Consider the following 19,686-nt stretch of genomic DNA (forward strand, 5'->3'; position numbering starts at 1 on the left):
AACCGGATCCACGCCGTCGGGTCCTTGGAATGCCCTGTTCCGCTCAGCTTGGTCGCTGCGGCGGGCGCGCGGATCGTTCGGATGACCGGCGACTTGGGGGCGTTACGAAACCTCGCCGCGGCGCGGATCGTGCGCGGGGGCGGCCCGGCGCTGCTCCCGGCCGGCCACCCACAGCGCGATCTGCGTACGTGAGCGCATGCCCAGCTTGTCCCGCACATTGTCGAGGTGCGTCGAGACGGTACTCGCCGACAGATCCAGACGAGCGGCGATCTCGCGGTTGGTCAGTCCCTCGGCGACCAGCGCCGCCACCGTCATCTCCCGCCCTGTGAGCGGGGACTGCCCGTTGTCCGTACCGACGGCCGGCATCGCTCCTTCGCCGGTGCCGCGCAGGGCGTAGGCGATCAGCCGCTCCCAGCCCATCCGGCGTCCCTGGGCCACCGCGGTGTCCCGCCCCGCCGGGGGCAGCGCCGCCGCCGCGCGGTCCGTCGCCGACTCGACCTGCCGTTGCCACTCCGCCTCCGGCTCGGTGTCCAGCCGTCTGCGCGCCTGCGCAGCGGCCGCGAACAGCCGCAGTGACCGCTTCATCTGGCCCCGTTCGGCCGCCACGACGGCAAGCCCCTCCAGCGGATACAGCGCGTGGAAGCTCTCACCGGGCACCGTGCGCAGGCCCTCGGCGAACAGGCCCTGGGCCGCGTCGGCATCGCCCAGGGCGAGCCGGATCGCACCGGCGGTGTGCAGCGCGGCCGCCGACTGCGCCCAGGGGGACTGACCGCGCAGCAGCGGCAGGCAGGACGCCATCAGCTCGTCGCCCTCGGCCGCCTTGCCGATGTGCAGCAGCGCCCAGGCCAGATGGTGGCGGCACCACGCCGTCTCGCGGGGGCGGCCGAGGGCGGCGACGATGTCCAGGCACTCCGCGAAGTCGGCGACGGCCCGGGCGAACTCGCCGCCGCACACCAGGGCGGCGGCCCGGGCGTCCAGGGCGTTGGCGAGTGCGGTGGGGTTGTCGCGCCGCCGCTCGATCGCCACGGCCTGCTCCGCGAAGTGCAGCGCGGCTGCCGGGTCCTGCTGCTGGCAGGCCGCGCGTGCGGCGAGCGCCAGTGCCGCACCGCCGTGGGTGGAGTCGTCGTCCTGCGCGAGTACCTGGGTCAGCAGGGCGCGGGCGGCCGTCAGCTGCTCCTGCTGGAAGCGCACCCGCGCCAGCTCGATGGCCAGCCCGCGAGGCGGCTTGCCGTCGCGGCCGGTGGCGTAGGCGACGGCCGCCGCAAGGTTCTCCCGTTCCTTCGCCGGTGCTCCGCCGATCTGGTCGGCGAAGAGCCGCCCGGCTGCGGGCTCCAGCAGAGCGGTCAGCCAGTCCAGGGCCCGCTGCCAGGTCCTGTGCAGCTCGCCGGAGTCGGCGAGCCGGTCCAGCGCGTAGGCGCGGATGGCACTCAACTGCCTGAATCTCGCGGTGCCTTCGGTCCCCGGCAGCCGTACGATCAAGGACTTGGCCTCGAGGGCGCACAGCACGCGCAGCACATCACGCGGCGGCACCCCGCCGTCGGCGCAGACCGCGGCCGCGCCCACGGCGTCGAATCCGCCGACGAGGACGGCGAGACGGCGGAAGAGGGTCTGCTCCTCCGGGTCCAGTAATCGATGGCTCCAGTCGATCGCGGCGGCCAGTTCGCGGTGCCGGCCGGGCCCGGTCCTGCTGCCGTCCGTCAGGAGCGCGAGCTGGTCGTCCAGGCCGGCCAGGATGTCGCTCAGCGGAAGGGCTCCGGTGCGGCGGGCCGCCAGCTCGATGGCCAGTGGCATCCCGTCAAGGCGCCGGCAGATCTCCGCCACGGTCCGGGCGTTGGCGGCGTCCAGCGCGAATCCGGGTACCCGGCCGGCGGCGCGCTCCACGAAGAGCCGTACGGCATCGGCCTGCAGCACGGCTGCCGGGTCGTCCTCGACGGCGAGCGATGACAGGGACAGTTCGCCGACCCGGAACACCACTTCGCCCTGGACCCGCAGCACCTCGCGGCTGGTGGCGAGGATCCGCAGCCGGGGGCACCGGCTCAGCAGGGCCGCGGCCAGCTGTGCGCACGGCTCCGCCAGGTGCTCGCAGTTGTCCAGGATCAGCAGCATCGAGCGGTCGCCCAGTGTGTGGGCCAGCATCTCGACGCCGCTGCGGCCGCCGCGTTCGCCCAGGCCGAGTGCGGTGGCCACGGCCTGGGGCAGCTGGTGGCCGTCGTGCAGCGAGTCCAGCTCGACGAACTGGGCTGCCCGGCCGTCGGCGCCGCCGCGCAGGCTCCCGGCGAATTCCAGCGCGAGGCGGGTCTTGCCGACTCCGCCGGGGCCGGTGAGGGTCAGCAGCCGCGCCGACTTCATCAGGGTGCGCAGCCGGGACAGTTCACGGCTGCGGCCGACGAAGGAGTCGAGTGCACGGGGCAGTTCCCGGCCCCGAAAGGGCGTGGCCGGTGCCGGTGCCCCGGGCGGTTGCGTACGATCCCCGGCCGCGGCGGGCGGCTGCGTACGGCCCCTGCCGTCCTGTGCCGAGCGGCGACGGAAGGCTCGCTGCCGGCAGGCGGCACAGCAGTAGCGGGCGGGCCGGCCGCCCTGCGCCGGCTCACTTCCCGTATGCCTGCCCTTGCCGGGCAGCTCTCTCCCGCACTCCTCGCACGTTCGACTCGGGCTCATCCGTCGAATCCTTGCCGACCGGCCGCACCCGGCACCACCGTCTGGGCAGAAGGTGAGCCACGCCCCACGGCGGCTGAGCACGGGCTGAGCGCCCGCTATGTGCTCGCTGTGGACGGCGCCCGGTCCCGCTCCGGCGGCTGAAGCCGCTCCGCCGTGCGCCGCGCCGTCTCCTGTGCCCATGCCCCGCTGGTCAGCGCTCCGACGACGAGTACGCACAGTCCGCATCCGGTGATGATCCACCAGGCGGGCCTGCTCGCGGCGACGAAGCCTGCTGTGTACGAGGTGGCGGAGACCCCGGCCGCAAGAACGGCCCCGATGACGGCGACGCCGAGGGTCTGCCCGATCTGGCGGCTGGTGGAGGCGACGGCGGCGGCGACCCCGGCCTGCGCACGCGGCATTCCGGAGACGGCGGTGTTGGTGATCGGCGCGTTCACCATGCCGAAGCCGAGGCCGAACAGGACGTAGCCGGTGAACATGAGGGGCGTCGACGTCTCGGCCCGGAAGGCGGCGAAGAACACTCCGCTCGCGGCCATCGCCGTGCCCGCGATCAGCAGCGACAGGCGCGGACCGCGGACGGCGACCAGCCGTCCCGACAGAGGCGCGCAGACAAAGCAGAGGGCGGCCATCGGCAGCATGTACAGACCGGCGTGCAGGGCGGACAGGCCGCGGATGTCCTGCAGATACAGGGTGTTGATGAAGAGGAATCCGCCGAGCGAGGCAAAGGCGCACACCGCGATGACGGTGGCCCCGCTGAACGGCGCGGAGCGGAAGAAGCGCAGATCGATCAGGGGCTCACGGCGCCTCGGCTCGTACAGCAGCAGTCCGACGAGCGCGACGGCGGCGATCACGGCGAACAGGGGAGCGGGCGCCTCGATGATCGCGTACGTGAGCGATCCGAGCAGGGCGATGACCAGGAGCTGGCCGACGGGGTCGGGGCGGCGTGGCTTCGGGGCGCGGGACTCCGGGACGTAACGCCAGGTCAGCAGGAGCGCAAGGAGCCCGACGGGCAGATTGACCCAGAAGATCGAGCGCCAGCCGACGCTGTCCACGAGCACTCCGCCGACCAGTGGCCCCGCGGCCATGGAGATGCCGACGACACCGCCCCAGACCCCGATCGCGCGGGCGCGTTCGCGCGGGTCGGTGAAGGTGTTGGTGATGATCGACATGGCGACCGGGTTGAGCATGGCGCCGCCGACGGCCTGGACCATGCGGAAGGCGACGAGCGCTTCGAGGCTGAGGGCGAGGGAGCAGAGCACCGAGCCGAGGGTGAACAGCACGAGCCCGATCCGGAAGATGCGGCGGCGGCCGATCCGGTCGGCGGTGGAGCCCATGAGCATCAGCAGCGAGGCGAGGACCAGGGTGTACGCGTCGATGGTCCACTGCATCCCGGCGACGGAGGCGCCCAGCTCCTTGCGCATGGCGGGCAGCGCGACATTGAGGATGGTGTTGTCCAGGCTGACGATCAGCAGGCTCATACAGCAGATCGCCAGGACCAGCAGGCGCCGTCGGTGTGTGAGCTCGGGCATACGCGGATAGTACGGCTGCCTGATGACCGGCGTCGTACGCGACAATGGACGGATGACCACGCTCGCCCCGCCCCTGTCGACGTCCTCCCCGGCGCTGAGGATCGGCCCGCACGCCGTGCAGCCGCCGGTGGTGCTCGCGCCGATGGCCGGCATCACGAACGCCCCCTTCCGGACCCTCTGCCGTGAGTTCTCCGGCGGTAAGGGGCTGTTCGTCAGCGAGATGATCACGACGCGGGCGCTGGTCGAGCGCAATGAGAAGACGATGCAGCTCATCCACTTCGACGAGAGTGAGACCCCTCGGTCCATCCAGCTGTACGGAGTGGACCCTGTCACTGTCGGCAAGGCCGTTCGGATGATCGTGGACGAGGATCTGGCCGACCACATCGACCTGAACTTCGGCTGCCCGGTGCCGAAGGTGACACGCAAGGGCGGCGGCTCGGCGCTCCCGTACAAGCGGCCGCTGCTGCGGGCGATCCTGAACGAAGCCGTCTCGAACGCCGGCGCGCTGCCGGTGACCATGAAGATGCGCAAGGGGATCGACGACGACCACATCACGTATCTCGACGCGGGCCGGATCGCGGTCGACGAGGGCGTGACGGCGATCGCACTGCACGGGCGTACGGCGGCGCAGCACTACGGCGGCACGGCGGACTGGGACGCGATCGCCCGGCTGAAGGAGCACGTCCCGGAGATCCCGGTGCTCGGCAACGGTGACATCTGGTCGGCGGACGACGCGCTGCGGATGGTGCGCGAGACGGGCTGCGACGGGGTGGTCGTGGGGCGCGGCTGCCTGGGGCGGCCGTGGCTCTTCGGCGACCTGGTGGGGGCGTTCGAGGGTACGGGCACGTATGCGACGCCGACGCTGAAGGAGGTCGCGGTCGTGATGCGCCGGCACGCGGAGCTGCTGGGGGAGTGGATCGGCGACGAGGCGCGTGGCGTGATCGACTTCCGCAAGCATGTGGCCTGGTATCTGAAGGGCTTCTCGGTGGGCTCCGAGATGCGCAAGAAGCTGGCGATCACGTCGTCGCTGGCGGAGCTGGACGCGCTGCTGGCGGAGCTGGACCTGGACCAGCCGTGGCCGGTGGGGGCGGATGGGCCTCGCGGGCGTACGTCGGGGAACAACCGGGTGGTGCTGCCGGAGGGGTGGCTGAAGGACCCGTACGACTGCGCGGGTGTCAGCGCGGATGCTGAACTGGGCACGTCGGGCGGCTGACGGCGCGCCGGGGCTCCGCGCGACGCGGACGCTCCCGAGGTGGTGGGGCCGGGCCGTGGAGGACACTGCCGCTCATCTGATACGGGTCACAGGCACTGCCGGGACAGCCGCCGCCGGGGCAAAGAGTGCAAAAGGATCTAATGAGGTGGCCCTGAGTGCCACCTCGATGGCGGCGGCGCTGACGGAGTCCTTCCATGCACGGGTCGAGGCCGGGCCCCGCTGCGCTCCCGATCCCTATCAGGCGGCCGCCGCCCGGTTCGGCGCGCTCACCAGGGCCTGTGTGGCGGTGGAGGACTCGCCGGACGGCAGTGCGTCGGCGCAGGCCGCGGGCTGCCCGGTGCTGGTGGTGCCGTCGCTGCTGCGGTGCCCGCATCGCCCGGCCGGGTCTTCGCGGATAGCCTGGAGGACGTGGATCTCGACGTGCTCAGGCGGTGTGTTTCGGCCCGGGAAACGGGGTCCGGATGATGGGACGGAAGGCCTCGCGGCCGCGTGATTCTCGCCACCCTTGATAGGGGTGGCGCTCAGATGAGCAAAATAGCGTCGACTGCACCTCTCGGACGTGTGGCACCCAGTGCCACCCCTCCTGGGTTCAGTCGGCATAGCGACTCGTCGCTGTGTGTAGCGGTGATCGCGAAGATCGTTGCCCTGTGTATTCATGACTTCAGGACTTGAAAGCACGCGATAGATCCACTTCACCGCTGGATACTTTCGATCTGGTGGCGGACGAGTGGTTACAGCCGTATGACGAGCAAGTGGACGTACCCAGACGCCTTTGATCTGGGTATGTTCCTCGCCGTCAGGGCAGCCACCGAGTCCTCGAGGAGTCGAGACCCGTGTCGGAAAACAAAGATCAGAAGTTCGTCTACGACTTCACCGAGGGCAACAGGGACCTCAAGGACCTGCTCGGCGGCAAGGGCGCGAACCTCGCTGAGATGACCAACCTCGGCCTCCCCGTCCCTCCGGGCTTCACGATCACCACCGAGGCGTGCAAGGTCTACCTCGAGAGCGGCCAGGAGCCCGCCGCGCTGCGCGACGAGGTGAGTGCGCACCTCGACGCCCTCGAGCAGTCGATGGGCAAGAAGCTCGGCCAGGCCGACAACCCCCTTCTCGTATCCGTACGTTCGGGCGCGAAGTTCTCCATGCCCGGCATGATGGACACCGTCCTCAACATCGGTCTCTCCGACGACTCGGTGGCCGGGCTCGTCCAGCAGGCGGGTGACGAGCGCTTCGCGTGGGACTCGTACCGCCGGCTCATCCAGATGTTCGGCAAGACGGTCCTCGGCGTCGACGGCGAGCTCTTCGAGGACGCCCTCGACGAGGCCAAGGCCGCCAAGAAGGTCACCGTCGACACCGACCTCGACGCCGCCGACCTCAAGAAGCTGGTCAAGCAGTTCAAGAAGATCGTCTCCCGCGAAGCCGGCCGCGACTTCCCGCAGGACCCGCGCGAGCAGATGGACCTCGCGATCCGCTCGGTCTTCGAGTCGTGGAACACCGACCGCGCCAAGCTCTACCGCCGCCAGGAGCGCATCCCCGGCGACCTCGGCACGGCCGTCAACATCTGCTCCATGGTCTTCGGCAACCTCGGCCCCGACTCCGGCACCGGCGTCGCCTTCACCCGCGACCCCGCCAGCGGTCACCAGGGTGTCTACGGCGACTACTTGCAGAACGCGCAGGGCGAGGACGTCGTCGCGGGTATCCGCAACACCGTGCCGCTCGCCGAGCTGGAGACGATCGACAAGAAGTCGTACGACCAGCTGATGCAGATCATGGAGACCCTCGAAACGCACTACAAGGACCTGTGCGACATCGAGTTCACCATCGAGCGCGGCCAGCTGTGGATGCTGCAGACCCGGGTCGGCAAGCGGACCGCGGGCGCGGCCTTCCGCATCGCCACCCAGCTCGTGGACCAGGGCCTGATCGACGAGGCCGAGGCGCTGCAGCGGGTCAACGGTGCGCAGCTCGCCCAGCTGATGTTCCCCCGCTTCGACGAGAACGCGAAGGCCGACCTGCTCGGCCGCGGTATCGCGGCCTCCCCGGGTGCGGCCGTCGGCAAGGCCGTCTTCGACTCGTACACAGCGGTCAAGTGGTCGCGTTCCGGCGAGAAGGTCATCCTCATCCGCCGTGAGACCAACCCCGACGACCTCGACGGCATGATCGCCGCCGAGGGCATTCTGACCAGCCGCGGTGGCAAGACCTCGCACGCCGCCGTCGTCGCCCGCGGCATGGGCAAGACCTGTGTCTGCGGTGCCGAGGACCTCGAGGTCGACACCAAGCGGCGCCGGCTGACCGTCAACGGGACCGTCATCGAAGAGGGCGACGTCGTCTCCATCGACGGCTCCACCGGCAAGGTCTACCTCGGCGAGGTGCCGGTCGTGCCGTCCCCGGTCGTCGAGTACTTCGAGGGCCGGATGCACGCGGGCGCCGACGACGCCGACGAGCTGGTCGGCGCCGTGCACCGGATCATGGCCTACGCGGACCGAGTACGCCGCCTGCGAGTACGGGCCAACGCCGACAACGCCGAGGACGCGCTGCGCGCACGGCGCTTCGGCGCGCAGGGCATCGGCCTGTGCCGCACCGAGCACATGTTCCTGGGTGAGCGCCGCGAGATGGTCGAGCGGCTCATCCTCGCCGACACGGACGAGGAGCGCGAGCAGGCGCTGGGCGCCCTTCTGCCGCTCCAGAAGAAGGACTTCGTCGAGCTCTTCGAGGCGATGGACGGGCTGCCCGTCACGGTACGGCTGCTCGACCCGCCGCTGCACGAGTTCCTGCCGGACATCACCGAGCTGTCGGTGCGCGTCGCCCTCGCCGAGTCCCGCAAGGACGCCAACGAGAACGACCTGCGCCTCCTGCAGGCCGTGCACAAGCTCCACGAGCAGAACCCGATGCTGGGTCTGCGCGGTGTACGCCTCGGTCTGGTCATCCCCGGTCTGTTCGCGATGCAGGTACGGGCGATCGCCGAGGCCGCGGCCGAGCGCAAGAACGCCAAGGGCGACCCGCGCCCGGAGATCATGATCCCGCTGGTGGGCACCGTCCAGGAGCTGGAGATCGTCCGCGAGGAGGCCGACCAGGTCATCGCCGAGGTGCAGGCCGCCACCGGCACCGACCTCAGGCTCACCATCGGCACGATGATCGAGCTGCCGCGCGCCGCGCTGACCGCGGGTCAGATCGCCGAGGCGGCGCAGTTCTTCTCCTTCGGTACGAACGACCTCACCCAGACCGTGTGGGGCTTCTCCCGCGACGACGTCGAGGCGAGCTTCTTCACCGCGTACCTGGAGAAGGGCATCTTCGGGGTCTCCCCGTTCGAGACGATCGACAAGGACGGCGTCGGCTCGCTCGTACGCAGCGCGGTAGAGGCGGGCCGGGCCACCCGGCCCGACCTGAAGCTGGGCGTGTGCGGTGAGCACGGCGGCGACCCGGAGTCGGTGCACTTCTTCCACGAGGTGGGTCTGGACTACGTGTCCTGCTCGCCGTTCCGCATCCCGGTGGCGCGTCTGGAGGCCGGCCGGGCAGCGGCGGAGTCGAAGGGCAGCGACTCCCGATAAGCCGCCGGAGCCGTCGCCGGTCTCCTGGGGGCTCGCTCCTGGGGGATCGGTACCTCGAACCCTCACCGACCCGGTGGCGGCTCCGGAGCACCAGAGGAAGGGGCGGGCGCCTGTGCGGGGCGCCCGCCCCTTCCGCCTTTTTCAGGGGTTTGGAAAAGTCCCTGTTGAATTCCGGACGGCTACGGCGCCAGGCCGTTACCGGCAACCGAATTCCTGCCGTCTTCCTGCCATTCACTGAGCAAACAAGGGGCGGGGCGCGGCCTGCGGATCCCCATCCGCAGGCCGCGCCCCATTACCCGTGCCGGACAGGGAGCCGCAACCTTCTGTCGCCCGCCGCCGGACGCGCAAAGCCCCCCACGGTCTTCGCAGCGCCCATCGGTGACAGAAGGTTTCCTGCCCGACGCCGTACAGCCTTTCGGTTGGCACCCGACCCTCGCGAGGCGTTTCAACTGTGGCTGAAACACCGTGGTAACGTCCTGTGATTGCGTGCATACTCAGTGCCGGGGGCGATTGCGGATGCAACAGGTGGGGGTTCAGTGCTTCGTATCCATTTCACTGGGGACGACCTAGCCGGGGTACGGATGGCGGCCCGACCGGATGTGTTGTGGGAAACCATTCTCAGTTTTCACCGATTGCGGGAGCGGCGGCGTGCCCTGGCGTTCGGGGAATGGCGCTCGGAAACCCGGGCCCGGTTGAATGGTGAAACACGGCTGCTCGCCGCGCTGGTGCCGCCGCGGGGTTATTTCCCGGACTTTCTGACACCTCCCGAAGGGGGGTGCGGCCTGGAGGCGGGCCTGGAGGCGCTGCGGGCCACGCCGCCCGGACGCCTGCACTCCGAACTGGCCCTGGCGGCCACCGGACGCACCCCCGTTTCGGTGCTGCCGGGCCGCCCCGCCTCGCCGGTGCTGCCGGGCCGGCTCGCGGACCTCGCCGAGGGCAGACCCGAGGCGGTGGCCCGTCTCGCCGGGGCGCTGCGCAGCTACCACCGCGCCGCCATCGAGCCGTACTGGCCGCACATCCAGGCCAGAGTCGAGGCGGACCGTGCGGTGCGCGGCCGCGCGCTCCTTGACGGCGGCGCGGGCGAACTGCTTGCCTCGCTGCCACCGGTGCTGCGCTGGCGGCCACCGGTCCTGGAGGCGGACTATCCCGTCGACCGTGAACTGCATCTGAACGGGCGGGGGTTGCTGCTCCAGCCGTCGTTCTTCTGCCGGGGCACACCAGTGGTCTACCGCGACACCACGCTGCCGCCGGTGCTCGTCTATCCCGCCGCCCACAGCAACGCACCGGCTTTCTGCGAGAGCGGCGGTCCCTCGCTCGGCAAGCTGGTCGGCCACACCCGCTCGGCCGTGCTGCAGGCCATCCGCTACGGCTGTACGACCAGTGAGCTCGCCCGCAGGGCGGGGGTGTCACTGGCCTCCGCCAGCCAGCACGCGGCGGTGCTGCGGGAGGCGGGGCTGATAGTGACGCTGCGCCATGGCAACGCCGTACTGCACACCCTCACTCCGCTGGGCGCCGCCCTGCTGAGGGGCGGCGCCACTGCGGAGGCCGCGGGCTAGGTGCTGTCCGGTCGGTCAAGCCGGACAGGCTGAGGCGCGGATCGGTCAGGCCGGAGGGCTCAGGCGCGGAACGGTCCCGTCACCTCGTAGGTGATGCCGCCGGAGGAGGAACCGCTCGTGCCGCGCTGGCTGGAGAAGTACAGCCGCGTGCCGTCGGGGGAGAAGGCCGGTCCGGTGATCTCGGACGAGGACTGGCCGGTGATCCGCAGGAACACCGCGACGATGTCGTCCGGAGTGATGATGCAGATCTCCATGTTGCCGCCGTCCTCTGCAACGAAGAGATCGCCTGAGGAGGAGCCGGTGATGTTGTCGACGCCGGTCAGCGGGGCGGGGCCGGGGTTGACCAGGTTGTCGTCGTAGGCCAGCTCGTAAGTACTGTTCAGCAGGTTGACCTGCCAGACACGGTTGTCGCCCTTGGTGGTGAACCAGACGGTGTCACCGGCGTAGTGGCAGCCCTCGCCGCCGTTGAAGTGCTTGGCGCCGGAGACCTGGGTGCGGGTCGTGGTCGGCGAGCCGTCCGGGTCGGGCACGTTCTGCCAGGTGAAGGAGCCGGAGGTGCCCGAGCCGGCGACGAGCACCTGGAGGGTGCCGGAGGAGAGATTGCCCCAGGTGGTCGGGATGAACCGGTAGAAGCAGCCGTTGGTCTCGTCCTCGGTCAGGTAGATCACCTGGCGCACCGGGTCGGCGGCGGCAGCCTCGTGCTTGAACTTGCCCATGGCGTCTCTGCGGGTGCTGGTGCCGCCCCACGGGTTGGTCTCGTAGACGTAGCCGAGGGAGACCTCCTCGCAGGACAGCCAGGTGTTCCACGGGGTGGCGCCGCCGGCACAGTTCTGGCGGGTGTTGGAGAGGATCCGGTAGGCACTGGTGACGGTGCCGGAGGAGTTGAACTTCACGGCGCTGGCGCCGCCGCCGGGGTTGATCTCCGAGTTGGAGACATAGATCCAGCCGCCGCCGTCGGCGAAGCAGGCGCCGCCGTCAGGGGCGTTGTGCCAGGTGTAGGAAGTGCCCGAGACCGTTTGCCCGGAGCGGGCGATCACTCGGCTGGTGAACCCGCTCGGCAGCTGGATGCCGTTGGCGTCGGCGGCGCCCAGCGAGCCGTACGGGCTGGGGCCGTTCTGGGCGGGGGCCGCATATGCGGCACCGCGCATCAAGGTGCCGCCGAAGGCGGCGACGGAAGTGCCGATGACCGCTCCGCGCAGGAAGCTGCGACGTTCCACTGTCACTCCAGGTGAGGTGGTGACCGCCCCGGGCGCCAAGCCGGCGCCCGAGGTCGCGCGGTACCGGAACCTAGGAGTCCTGAATTGACAGCACGTCAACGAGTGGTGACGTACAGCGGTCGACCAGCGCGCCGACTTGGGGGTAGGGAGGGTTGCGCCCGGGCGCGCGCCGGGCGCGCGGCTGTTCACTACCCAGGCGTCCTGTCGTGACCCCGTTCCTCGACCGCCTGACGGGCGGACCCGGCCACCCTCGCGCCCGCCCCATGCGCGCGTCTCAGCGGTGCGGGACGGTGATCGCTCCCACCGGGCACGCCCGGGCAGCCTCCCGTACGAGCGGGCTGCCCGCGCCGTCCTCGCGGCCCTCCAGCAGCTCGCTGAATCCGTCGTCGTCCTGGGTGAACACCTCCGGGGCGGTCAGTGCGCACTGACCCGCCCCGATGCAGCGCTCCCTGTCGATGCCGATGCCGATGCCGATGTCCGTACGGTCGGTGCCCATGGCGGCTACCAGGCCACGGGGAGTTCGAGCATCCCCTGGATCGTGTCACCGGGTTTGCAGGGGATCGTCTCGGCGGGCGCCGCAAGCCGCAGTCCTGGCAGCCGGTCGAAGAGCGTCCGCAGCGCGATCTCCATCTCCGCGCGGGCCAGGTTCTGCCCCAGGCACTGGTGGATACCGAAGCCGAACGCGACATGGTGGCGGGCCGAGCGGTGCCAGTCCAGTGCGTCCGGCTCCGCGTACGCCGCGGTGTCGCGATTGATCAAAGACGTCGAGAAGACGACGCCCTCGTCGGCCCGGATGGTCGTGCCGGCCACCTCGATGTCCTCCGTGGCCACCCGCAGCATCCCGTCCGCGATCGACAGGAACCGCAGCAACTCCTCGACCGCGGTGGGCATCAGGGAGTCCTCGGCGCGCAGCTCCGACAACTGCTCGGGGTGCTGGAGCAGGGTGAACGTACCCAGCGAGATCATGTTCGCCGTCGTCTCGTGACCCGCGACGAGCAGGATCGCGGCCAGGCTGATCAACTCGCGCCGGTTCACGGCCCCTTCGCGCAGCTGCTGCTGGATGAGCTCGTCGAGGAGCCCGTCGCCCGGGTCCTTGCGCTTGCGGTCGATCAGAGTGCCGAGGTAGTCGTTCAGCCGGTCGCGCGCGTCCGCCGTGTCGGCGGCGGCCGGCCCGCGCAGCAGCCTGCGCGACTGCTCCTCGAAGAAGTCGTGGTCGGCGTAGGGCACGCCGAGCAGTGCGCAGATCACCATCGACGGCACCGGCAGCGCGAAGGCGCTCACCAACTCGGCGGGCGACCCCTCCTCGGCCATGGCGTCGAGCAGCCGGTCCACGGTCTGCTGGATCTGCGGCCGCAGCGCGGTGATGCGCTTGACGGTGAAGCTGGGGATGAGCCTCCGCCGCTGGGTGTTGTGCTCGGGGTCGTCGACGCCGAGCAGTGCCGTACGGCGATTGCTCAGCCGCGCGAAGCGCTCCGTGGGCATCGGGAACGCCTGGTTCTCGCGGTTGGTGGAGAGCCGCGGGTCGACCAGCAGCTCGCGCGCGACGGCGTGTCCGGTGACGATCCACACGGAGCGGCCGTCGTAGAGCGAGACACGGGAGAGAGGCCGCGCTTCGCGCAGCGGCGCATAGAGGGTGGGCGGGTGGTAGGGGCAGCTGCGGTTCTGCGGAAAGGTGATCCGGTCCACGTCTGCGGGCTCTGAGGCGGTGCGTTCTGCGGCAGTGGGTTCTGTCATGGTGACCTCATAAGCGAAGAGTTCCGCCGTGCCGATCACCATTAGATGCCTCAGGCGTCTAGTCGCCCATGCGTAGTTCGGCCAATTAGCGCAGCGGCGAAGACCGCTTCGATGGCTCCTTCTCGCCCTTGGGGCAGGCGCCCTATCCGGAACGACCGGTCACGATGGCTGTGGCGTTCCGGTACGCACCCGGAGTCACCCCGAAGCAGCGCACGAACCAGCGGTGGAAGTGGCTCTGGTCCGCGAATCCGACCGCGGCCGCCGCCTCCGCCGCCGAACCACCGGCCGCCAGCAGCGCCCGCGCCCGGCGCAGCCGCAGCAGCCGCTGACAGTCGCTGGGCGACATGCCGTACTCGGCGTGGAAGGCGCGGTACAGCGCGAACCGGCTGCAGCCCGCGGCCTCGGCGAGCTGCTCGGCGGGGATCTGCTCCGCGTACGCCTCCTCAAGGAGAGCCCGCGCCCGGCGCGCCACGGTCCGGGTCCGGCCGCCCTGCTCCGGCTCGCGCACCCGCAGCGGTCGTGTGGTGCCGCGTCCGACCATCGCGGTGACGGTCGCGGTCAGCCGCTCGTCCCGCACCAGCGGATCGGCGTCGCCGACGAGTGCGGTGTGCAGACGCAGCAGGGCGGTCCTGAGCACCGGATCGCTCAGCGCGGGCTGCGCGAACAGCGGCATCACGGCCCGCCCGTCGGTGACATCGGTGAGCAGCTCGCGTACGACGTCAGGGCCGATGTGCACGATCCGGTACTGGTATCCGAGGTCGGCCGCGGCCCGCCCGTCGTGCGGATCGTCCGGGTTGAACGCCATGACCATTCCGGCACCGCTGGTGTGCGCAGCACCCCGGCAGCTGAAGCGCTGGGCGCCGGCCTCGGTGATCCCGAAGGAGTACGCGTCGTGGCTGTGCAGGTGGTACACGTGCTGGAAGAAGTGCGCGTGCATGGCCTCCAGCGGGCGGTCGGGGTCGCGCCAGTAGCGTGCCCAGCCGTCGCGGCCGGCTGCCGTGGTCCGTGCGGTGTCCACCTCTCCATTGTCGCCGCCGCACGAGCGTTCAAGACGGGCCGGGTGCCGGGGGCGAACCATCGGCGCATGAGCACAGTCAAGGGCAACAACCCCTACCTCCTGCTGACGGCCACCATGGTGCTGTGGGGCAGCGCCTTCAGCAGCTCGAAGGTCGTCGTGGAGCAGGTGCCGCACGGTGTCGCCGCGCTGCTCCGCTTCGGCGGCGGCGCGCTGGCGCTGCTGCTTGCACTGCGCCTCTTCGGCAGGCGGGACACGGCGGTCTCGGCACGCGACCGTGGCCGGGCCGCACTCGCGGGGGTCCTCGGCGTCTTCGCGTACAACGTCTGCTTCTTCTGGGGCCTCGCCCTTGCGCCCGCCATGGACGGCGGCGTGATCATCCCGGTCATGAGCCCCGTACTCACCACCGCTTTCCTGCTGGTCAGCCGCAAGGAGCGGGCTTCGCCAGCGCGGATTGCGGGACTGTGCCTCGGTGTGGCCGGAGCGGTGGTCTTCTTCATCGGCGTCTGGACCGGCGGCGGGGGTACGGGGCGGCTCGCCGGGGATCTGCTCTTCCTCCTCGGCGCCTGCTGCTGGGCCGCGTACACCCTGGCCGGACCGCGGGTCCTGGCCGGGATCGAGCCGCTGCGCGCGACGACGTACGCGACGCTCGCCGGCGCGGTGCTCCTCGGCATCTACTCCGTGCCCGAGATGGGCCGCGTGGCGTGGAGCGATCTCACGCCGGGGCTCTGGCTGAACGTCGTCTTCCTCGCCATCGGCCCGGCCGCAGTCGCCAATCTCCTCTATTACCGGGGAGTCGCGGCGGTCGGACCCGCGTCGGCGTCCGTGATGATGTTCATGGTGCCGGTGTTCGGGACCTTCTGCGCCACGGTCTTCCTGGGCGAGTCCTTCGGCCCGGTCCAGACGGTGGGCGCGCTGATACTCCTCGGCGGCGCGGTGCTCGCGGTGACGCAGGGGAGGAGATGGCCGTCTGGCCGCTCACGCGTCGCGGGGAGTCAGGGCAGTGACCTACGACGCGTGAGCGGTGTAAGCGGTCAGTGAAGCCGTACCTCGTAGGCCGTCACCGACACCGCCTCGTCGTCCAGGCAGCTCCCGCTCGCCAGGTCGAAGCGCTGCTTGAGCAGCGGGGAGGCGACAAACGGGCGGCCGGACGTCGAGCCGACGAGGCCGCGGGAGAGAACCTGGGCGCCGGAGAAGGGGTCGCGGTTGTCGATGGCGTACGCAGTGCCCTCACGGTCCAGGAAGACCGCAGCCTGGCGGCCGTCGGGCAGCAGTGCCGCGACACCGCGTCCGGGGGTGAGCAGGGACAGCGCACACAGCGCGATCCACTCCTGGCCCAGGCGGAGCTGGACCTGAGTATCCGTCTTTTCGGGGGCGATCGTCATCGGGCGGCAGTACCTTCCAGGGCTTGAAGCGGACGGATGGACAGCAGCGGCAGATCGGGCTTGACCTGGTCGCGCTCGGGCACGAACTTCACCGTCGGGTCCGGCACGTCGGGCGCGTTGACGAACGAGACGAAGCGGCGCAGCCGCTCCGGGTCGTTGATCGTCTCGGACCACTCGTCGCGGTAGCCCGCGACATGGTCCGCCATCAGCGACTCCAGCTCGGAGCAGATGCCCAGCGAGTCGTGGACGACCACGTCCCGAATGTGGTCGAGCCCGCCCTCGATCCGTTCCAGCCACGTCGAGGTGCGCTCAAGACGGTCGGCGGTGCGGATGTAGAACATCAGGAACCGGTCGATGAGCCGGATCAGCTCCGCGTCGGAGAGATCCTGGGCGAGCAGATCCGCGTGGCGCGGGGTCGCGCCGCCGTTGCCGCCGACGTAGAGGTTCCAGCCGTTCGCCGTGGCGATGACGCCGAAGTCCTTGGACTGCGCCTCCGCGCACTCGCGCTGGCAGCCCGAGACCGCGGATTTCAGCTTGTGCGGGGAGCGCAGCCCCCGGTAGCGCAGCTCCAGATCGATCGCCATCCGGACCGAGTCCTGCACGCCGTAGCGGCACCAGGTCTGGCCCACACAGGACTTCACGGTGCGCAGCGCCTTGCCGTACGCATGCCCGGACTCGAAGCCCGCGTCCACCAACCGCGCCCAGATCAGCGGCAGTTGATCGACGCGTGCGCCGAACATGTCGATGCGCTGGCCGCCCGTGATCTTTGTGTAGAGGCCGAAGTCACGGGCCACCTCGCCGATGACGATCAGCTTCTCCGGCGTGATCTCGCCGCCCGGAATACGCGGCACGATCGAGTACGAGCCGTTCTTCTGCATATTGGCGAGGAAGTGGTCGTTGGTGTCCTGGAGCGCGGCCTGCTCGCCCTCCAGGACATAGCCCGAGGCGCCGATCGTGGGCGCGAGGGAGGCGATGATCGAGCCGACGGCCGGCTTGCAGATCTCGCAGCCGTTGCCGCCGCGGGCGCCGTCCCGTCCGTGCCGGTCGAGGAGATCCTGGTACGAGGTGATGCGCAGCGCCCGCACGATCTCGTACAGCTCCTGGCGACTCTGGCCGAAGCAGCCGCACAGGCCCTTGTCGACCTCGACGCCCGACGCCTCCAGCTCGGCGTTGACCAGCTGACCGAGCACCTTGACGCAACTGCCGCAGCCCGTACCGGCCTTGGTGCACTTCTTGACCTCGGGCACGGTGGTGCAGGAGTGCTCGGTGACCGCGCCGCGGATCGTGCCCTTGGTGACGTTGTGGCAGGAGCAGATCACCGCGTCGTCGGGCAGCGCGGACGGGCCGAGCGCGGCCGGTGCGCCGATCCCGGCGGGCAGCACGAGCTGCTCGGGCGAGAGCGGCGGGACGGAACCGGTGAGCGGGCGCAGCATGCCGTAGGAGTCGGCGTCGCCGACCAGTACGCCGCCGAGCAGCTCGCCCTCGCGGCCGATGACCAGCTTCTTGTAGATCCCGGACCGGGAGTCGGAGTACACGACGTCCAGGCAGCCCTCCGCCGTGCCGTGCGCGTCGCCGAAGGACGCCACGTCCACGCCGAGGAGCTTGAGCTTCGTGGACAAGTCCGCGCCGGTGAAGGCCTTGACCTCACCCTCCAGCGCGGCGGCCGCGGTCTCGGCCATCTCGTAGCCGGGCGCGACCAGGCCGTACACCCGGCCGTCCGACGCCAGTGCGCACTCGCCGATCGCGAAGACGGCGGGGTCGGACGTACGGCACTGCTCGTCGACGACGATGCCGCCGCGTTCGCCGATCTCCAGGCCGCAATCGCGGGCGAGCTGGTCCCTGGGCCGCACACCCGCCGAGAAGATGACCAGGTCGGTGTCGATGGACGAGCCGTCCGACAGCGCCATCGCGGTCACGGCGCCGTCCTCGCCCGCCGTGATCTCCTTCCCGCCGACGCCCGTGTGCACGATCAGGCCCATGTTCTCGACGGTGCGGCGCAGCGCGGCGCCGCCGCCCTCGTCCACCTGCAGGGACATCAGTCGCGGATTGAACTCGACGATGTGCGTGGCGAGTCCCAGCCCCTTGAGGGCCCCGGCCGCCTCGAGGCCCAGCAGCCCGCCGCCGACCACCGTGCCGGTCGTGCAGTTCTTGGCGTACTCCTCGATCGCGAGGAGGTCCTCGATGGTGCGGTAGACGAAGCAGCCGTCGCTGTCCTTGCCGGGCACGGGCGGCACGAAGGGGTACGAGCCGGTGGCCAGCACGAGCGTGTCGTACGTGAAGGTCCGTCCGGCGCGTGAGGTGACCGCGCGCGCCTGCCTGTCGATGGTCTCGGCCGGGTCGTCGAGGTGCAGCTCGATGCCATGGCGTTCGATGAAGTCGTCCTCGACGAGGGAGAGTTCGTCGGGAGTGCGGCCGCTGAAGTAGGAGGTCAGCTGGACCCGGTCGTAGGCGGGGCGGGGCTCCTCGCACAGCACGACGATCCGCGCCCGCCCGGCAACCCCGCGCTCCGCGAGGGCCTCCAGGAAGCGCTGGCCGACCATCCCGTGGCCGACGACCACGATCGTGGGGGTGGACATCTCAGGAGCCTCCAAGCAGATGCAACAGCGGGGTGGAGGGGAGCGGCTCGTCGCCCTCCCAGGTACGGGCCAGTTCGCCGACGGTGCCGAGGTCGCCGAGGAGAATCCCCCCGACGAGCCGGTCCCCGCGGACGACGACCTTGCGGTATGCGCCCCGGGTGGCGTCGGCGAGCCGGACGACGTCGTCCCCCGGGAGCGGGGTCGTCTCGCCGAACGCGGCGAGGTCGAAGGGGCCCTGCCCGGCCAGGGTCAGCCGGGTCAGGGCGCGGGTGCCGGTGTAGGCGGCGGTGCCCCCGGTGAGTACCTTCGCCAGGACGTCGGCCTGGTCGAGGGCCGGGCCCGCGAGTCCGTAGATCTGACCGTTGTGCTCGGCGCAGTCGCCGATGGCGTGGATGTACGGGTCCGAGGTGCGCAGTTCGTCGTCGACGACGATGCCCTTGCGGACGTCGAGACCGGCGTCCTGCGCAAGACCGATGCGGGGGCGGACGCCGCAGGCGATGACGACGAGTTCGGCGTCGAGGACATAGCCGTCGGCGAGTTCGACGCTCGTGCCGCGCAGTCCGCGAAGTCCGCGGACCCGGCACTCGGTGTGCACCTCGACGCCCAGCTCTTCCAGGTGGGTGCGGAGCAACTGTGATGCGGCGACGTCCAGTTGGCGCTCCATCAGATGCTCGCCCTGCTGGGCGAGCACCACCTTGGCGCCGCGTTGCGCGAGCGCCCGTGCCGCGGAGACGCCGAGCAGCCCGCCGCCGACGACGACCGCGCCGATGCCGGGCCGTACGGCCGCGGACAGGGCCTCACAGTCGTCCATGGTGCGGAAGGCGTGCACCCCCTCCGGCAGCCCGCCGTCGAGCCCCCGCAGCGGTGGCAGCACCGGGTTCGAGCCGGTCGCGAGCACCAGCCGGTCGTACGCCAGCGAGGTCCCGTCCTCGCAGTGCACGAGCCGCCGGTCCCGGTCGATGGCCGTCGCCCGCACGCCGGACCGCACCGGCACCTCGGGCAGGGCGATCACCTCGGGCCCGTACCGTCCGGCGAGAACCTCCGCGAGCAGCACCCTGTTGTAGGGGGCGTGCGGCTCCTCACCGAGGACGGTGACGGACATGCCGGCGGTGACGAGCTGCCGCGCAAGTCGCGCGCCCGCCGTCCCGCCGCCGATCACCACAGTCTCCGAAGCCATGTCCGAAGCCTGCGGCGTCGGTGTTACCCGGCAGGTCCTTTGCTGTTACCCAACGGGAACGCTGAGCTCAGCGCGCCGGAGGAGAAG

General features: G+C 70.6%; 14 protein-coding genes. 5 read left to right on the top strand and 9 right to left on the bottom strand.

The genetic code is table 11. The features are described from left to right. Positions 1 to 102: 102 nt before the first annotated feature. Positions 103 to 2,658, bottom strand: a complete 2,556-nt coding sequence (locus OG729_RS26755) for an ATP-binding protein (protein WP_405808368.1) — start codon at positions 2,656 to 2,658, stop codon at positions 103 to 105. 95 nt (positions 2,659 to 2,753) lie between these two features. Next, complete coding sequence (locus OG729_RS26760; RefSeq protein WP_405808369.1) at positions 2,754 to 4,184, bottom strand: MFS transporter; 1,431 nt, start codon at positions 4,182 to 4,184, stop codon at positions 2,754 to 2,756. 52 nt (positions 4,185 to 4,236) lie between these two features. On the opposite strand from OG729_RS26760, the gene dusB reads away from it, so the two are divergent. The 4 genes from dusB (at position 4,237) to OG729_RS26780 (ending at position 10,495) form a co-directional block, all read left to right on the top strand. Next, positions 4,237 to 5,397 carry a tRNA dihydrouridine synthase DusB gene (dusB, locus tag OG729_RS26765; RefSeq protein ID WP_405808370.1) on the top strand — a complete coding sequence of 387 codons (1,161 nt, stop codon included), beginning with the start codon at positions 4,237 to 4,239 and terminating at the stop codon, positions 5,395 to 5,397. A gap of 145 nt (positions 5,398 to 5,542) precedes the next feature. After that, complete coding sequence (locus tag OG729_RS26770; RefSeq protein ID WP_405808371.1) at positions 5,543 to 5,890, top strand: hypothetical protein; 348 nt, start codon at positions 5,543 to 5,545, stop codon at positions 5,888 to 5,890. Positions 5,891 to 6,230: 340 nt separating this feature from the next. Next, on the top strand, positions 6,231 to 8,939 hold the full coding sequence (ppdK, locus tag OG729_RS26775; protein ID WP_360885203.1) for a pyruvate, phosphate dikinase: 2,709 nt from the start codon (positions 6,231 to 6,233) through the stop codon (positions 8,937 to 8,939). A gap of 536 nt (positions 8,940 to 9,475) precedes the next feature. Beyond that, positions 9,476 to 10,495 (top strand): winged helix-turn-helix domain-containing protein, encoded by a 1,020-nt coding sequence (locus OG729_RS26780; RefSeq protein WP_360879811.1) that lies wholly within the window; start codon positions 9,476 to 9,478, stop codon positions 10,493 to 10,495. A gap of 59 nt (positions 10,496 to 10,554) precedes the next feature. Here OG729_RS26780 and OG729_RS26785 read toward each other — a convergent pair whose 3' ends face one another. From OG729_RS26785 to OG729_RS26800, 4 genes are all read right to left on the bottom strand, one after another. Then, the gene (locus OG729_RS26785) at positions 10,555 to 11,712 is read right to left on the bottom strand and encodes an alkaline phosphatase PhoX (protein WP_360879808.1); all 1,158 of its coding nucleotides are present in this window, start codon (positions 11,710 to 11,712) and stop codon (positions 10,555 to 10,557) included. Positions 11,713 to 11,986: 274 nt separating this feature from the next. Then, positions 11,987 to 12,181, bottom strand: coding sequence for a ferredoxin (locus tag OG729_RS26790; RefSeq protein ID WP_405811298.1), 195 nt, complete (start codon positions 12,179 to 12,181; stop codon positions 11,987 to 11,989). A gap of 32 nt (positions 12,182 to 12,213) precedes the next feature. After that, positions 12,214 to 13,446 carry a cytochrome P450 gene (locus OG729_RS26795; RefSeq protein ID WP_405808372.1) on the bottom strand — a complete coding sequence of 411 codons (1,233 nt, stop codon included), beginning with the start codon at positions 13,444 to 13,446 and terminating at the stop codon, positions 12,214 to 12,216. 142 nt (positions 13,447 to 13,588) lie between these two features. After that, positions 13,589 to 14,383: an AraC family transcriptional regulator gene (locus tag OG729_RS26800; protein ID WP_405811299.1), complete on the bottom strand. Its 795-nt coding sequence runs from the start codon at positions 14,381 to 14,383 to the stop codon at positions 13,589 to 13,591. 147 nt (positions 14,384 to 14,530) lie between these two features. Here OG729_RS26800 and OG729_RS26805 point away from each other — a divergent pair, with 147 nt between their 5' ends. After that, positions 14,531 to 15,502 carry a DMT family transporter gene (locus OG729_RS26805; protein WP_405808373.1) on the top strand — a complete coding sequence of 324 codons (972 nt, stop codon included), beginning with the start codon at positions 14,531 to 14,533 and terminating at the stop codon, positions 15,500 to 15,502. Here the strand turns inward: OG729_RS26805 and nirD are convergent. The 3 genes from nirD to OG729_RS26820 are packed head-to-tail and all read right to left on the bottom strand — an operon-like array spanning position 15,496 to position 19,599. Next, positions 15,496 to 15,846, bottom strand: a complete 351-nt coding sequence (gene nirD / locus OG729_RS26810; protein ID WP_360879799.1) for a nitrite reductase small subunit NirD — start codon at positions 15,844 to 15,846, stop codon at positions 15,496 to 15,498. The two genes, OG729_RS26805 and nirD, sit on opposite strands and share 7 nt — an antisense overlap. Further along, positions 15,843 to 18,422 carry a nitrite reductase large subunit NirB gene (nirB, locus tag OG729_RS26815; protein WP_405808374.1) on the bottom strand — a complete coding sequence of 860 codons (2,580 nt, stop codon included), beginning with the start codon at positions 18,420 to 18,422 and terminating at the stop codon, positions 15,843 to 15,845. The genes nirD and nirB overlap by 4 nt, the downstream gene beginning before the upstream one ends. Position 18,423: 1 nt before the next feature. After that, positions 18,424 to 19,599 (bottom strand): NAD(P)/FAD-dependent oxidoreductase, encoded by a 1,176-nt coding sequence (locus tag OG729_RS26820; protein ID WP_405808375.1) that lies wholly within the window; start codon positions 19,597 to 19,599, stop codon positions 18,424 to 18,426. Between the last annotated feature and the right edge of the window lie 87 nt (positions 19,600 to 19,686).

It is taken from the genome of Streptomyces sp. NBC_00210 (assembly GCF_045160975.1).
Classification (GTDB): domain Bacteria; phylum Actinomycetota; class Actinomycetes; order Streptomycetales; family Streptomycetaceae; genus Streptomyces.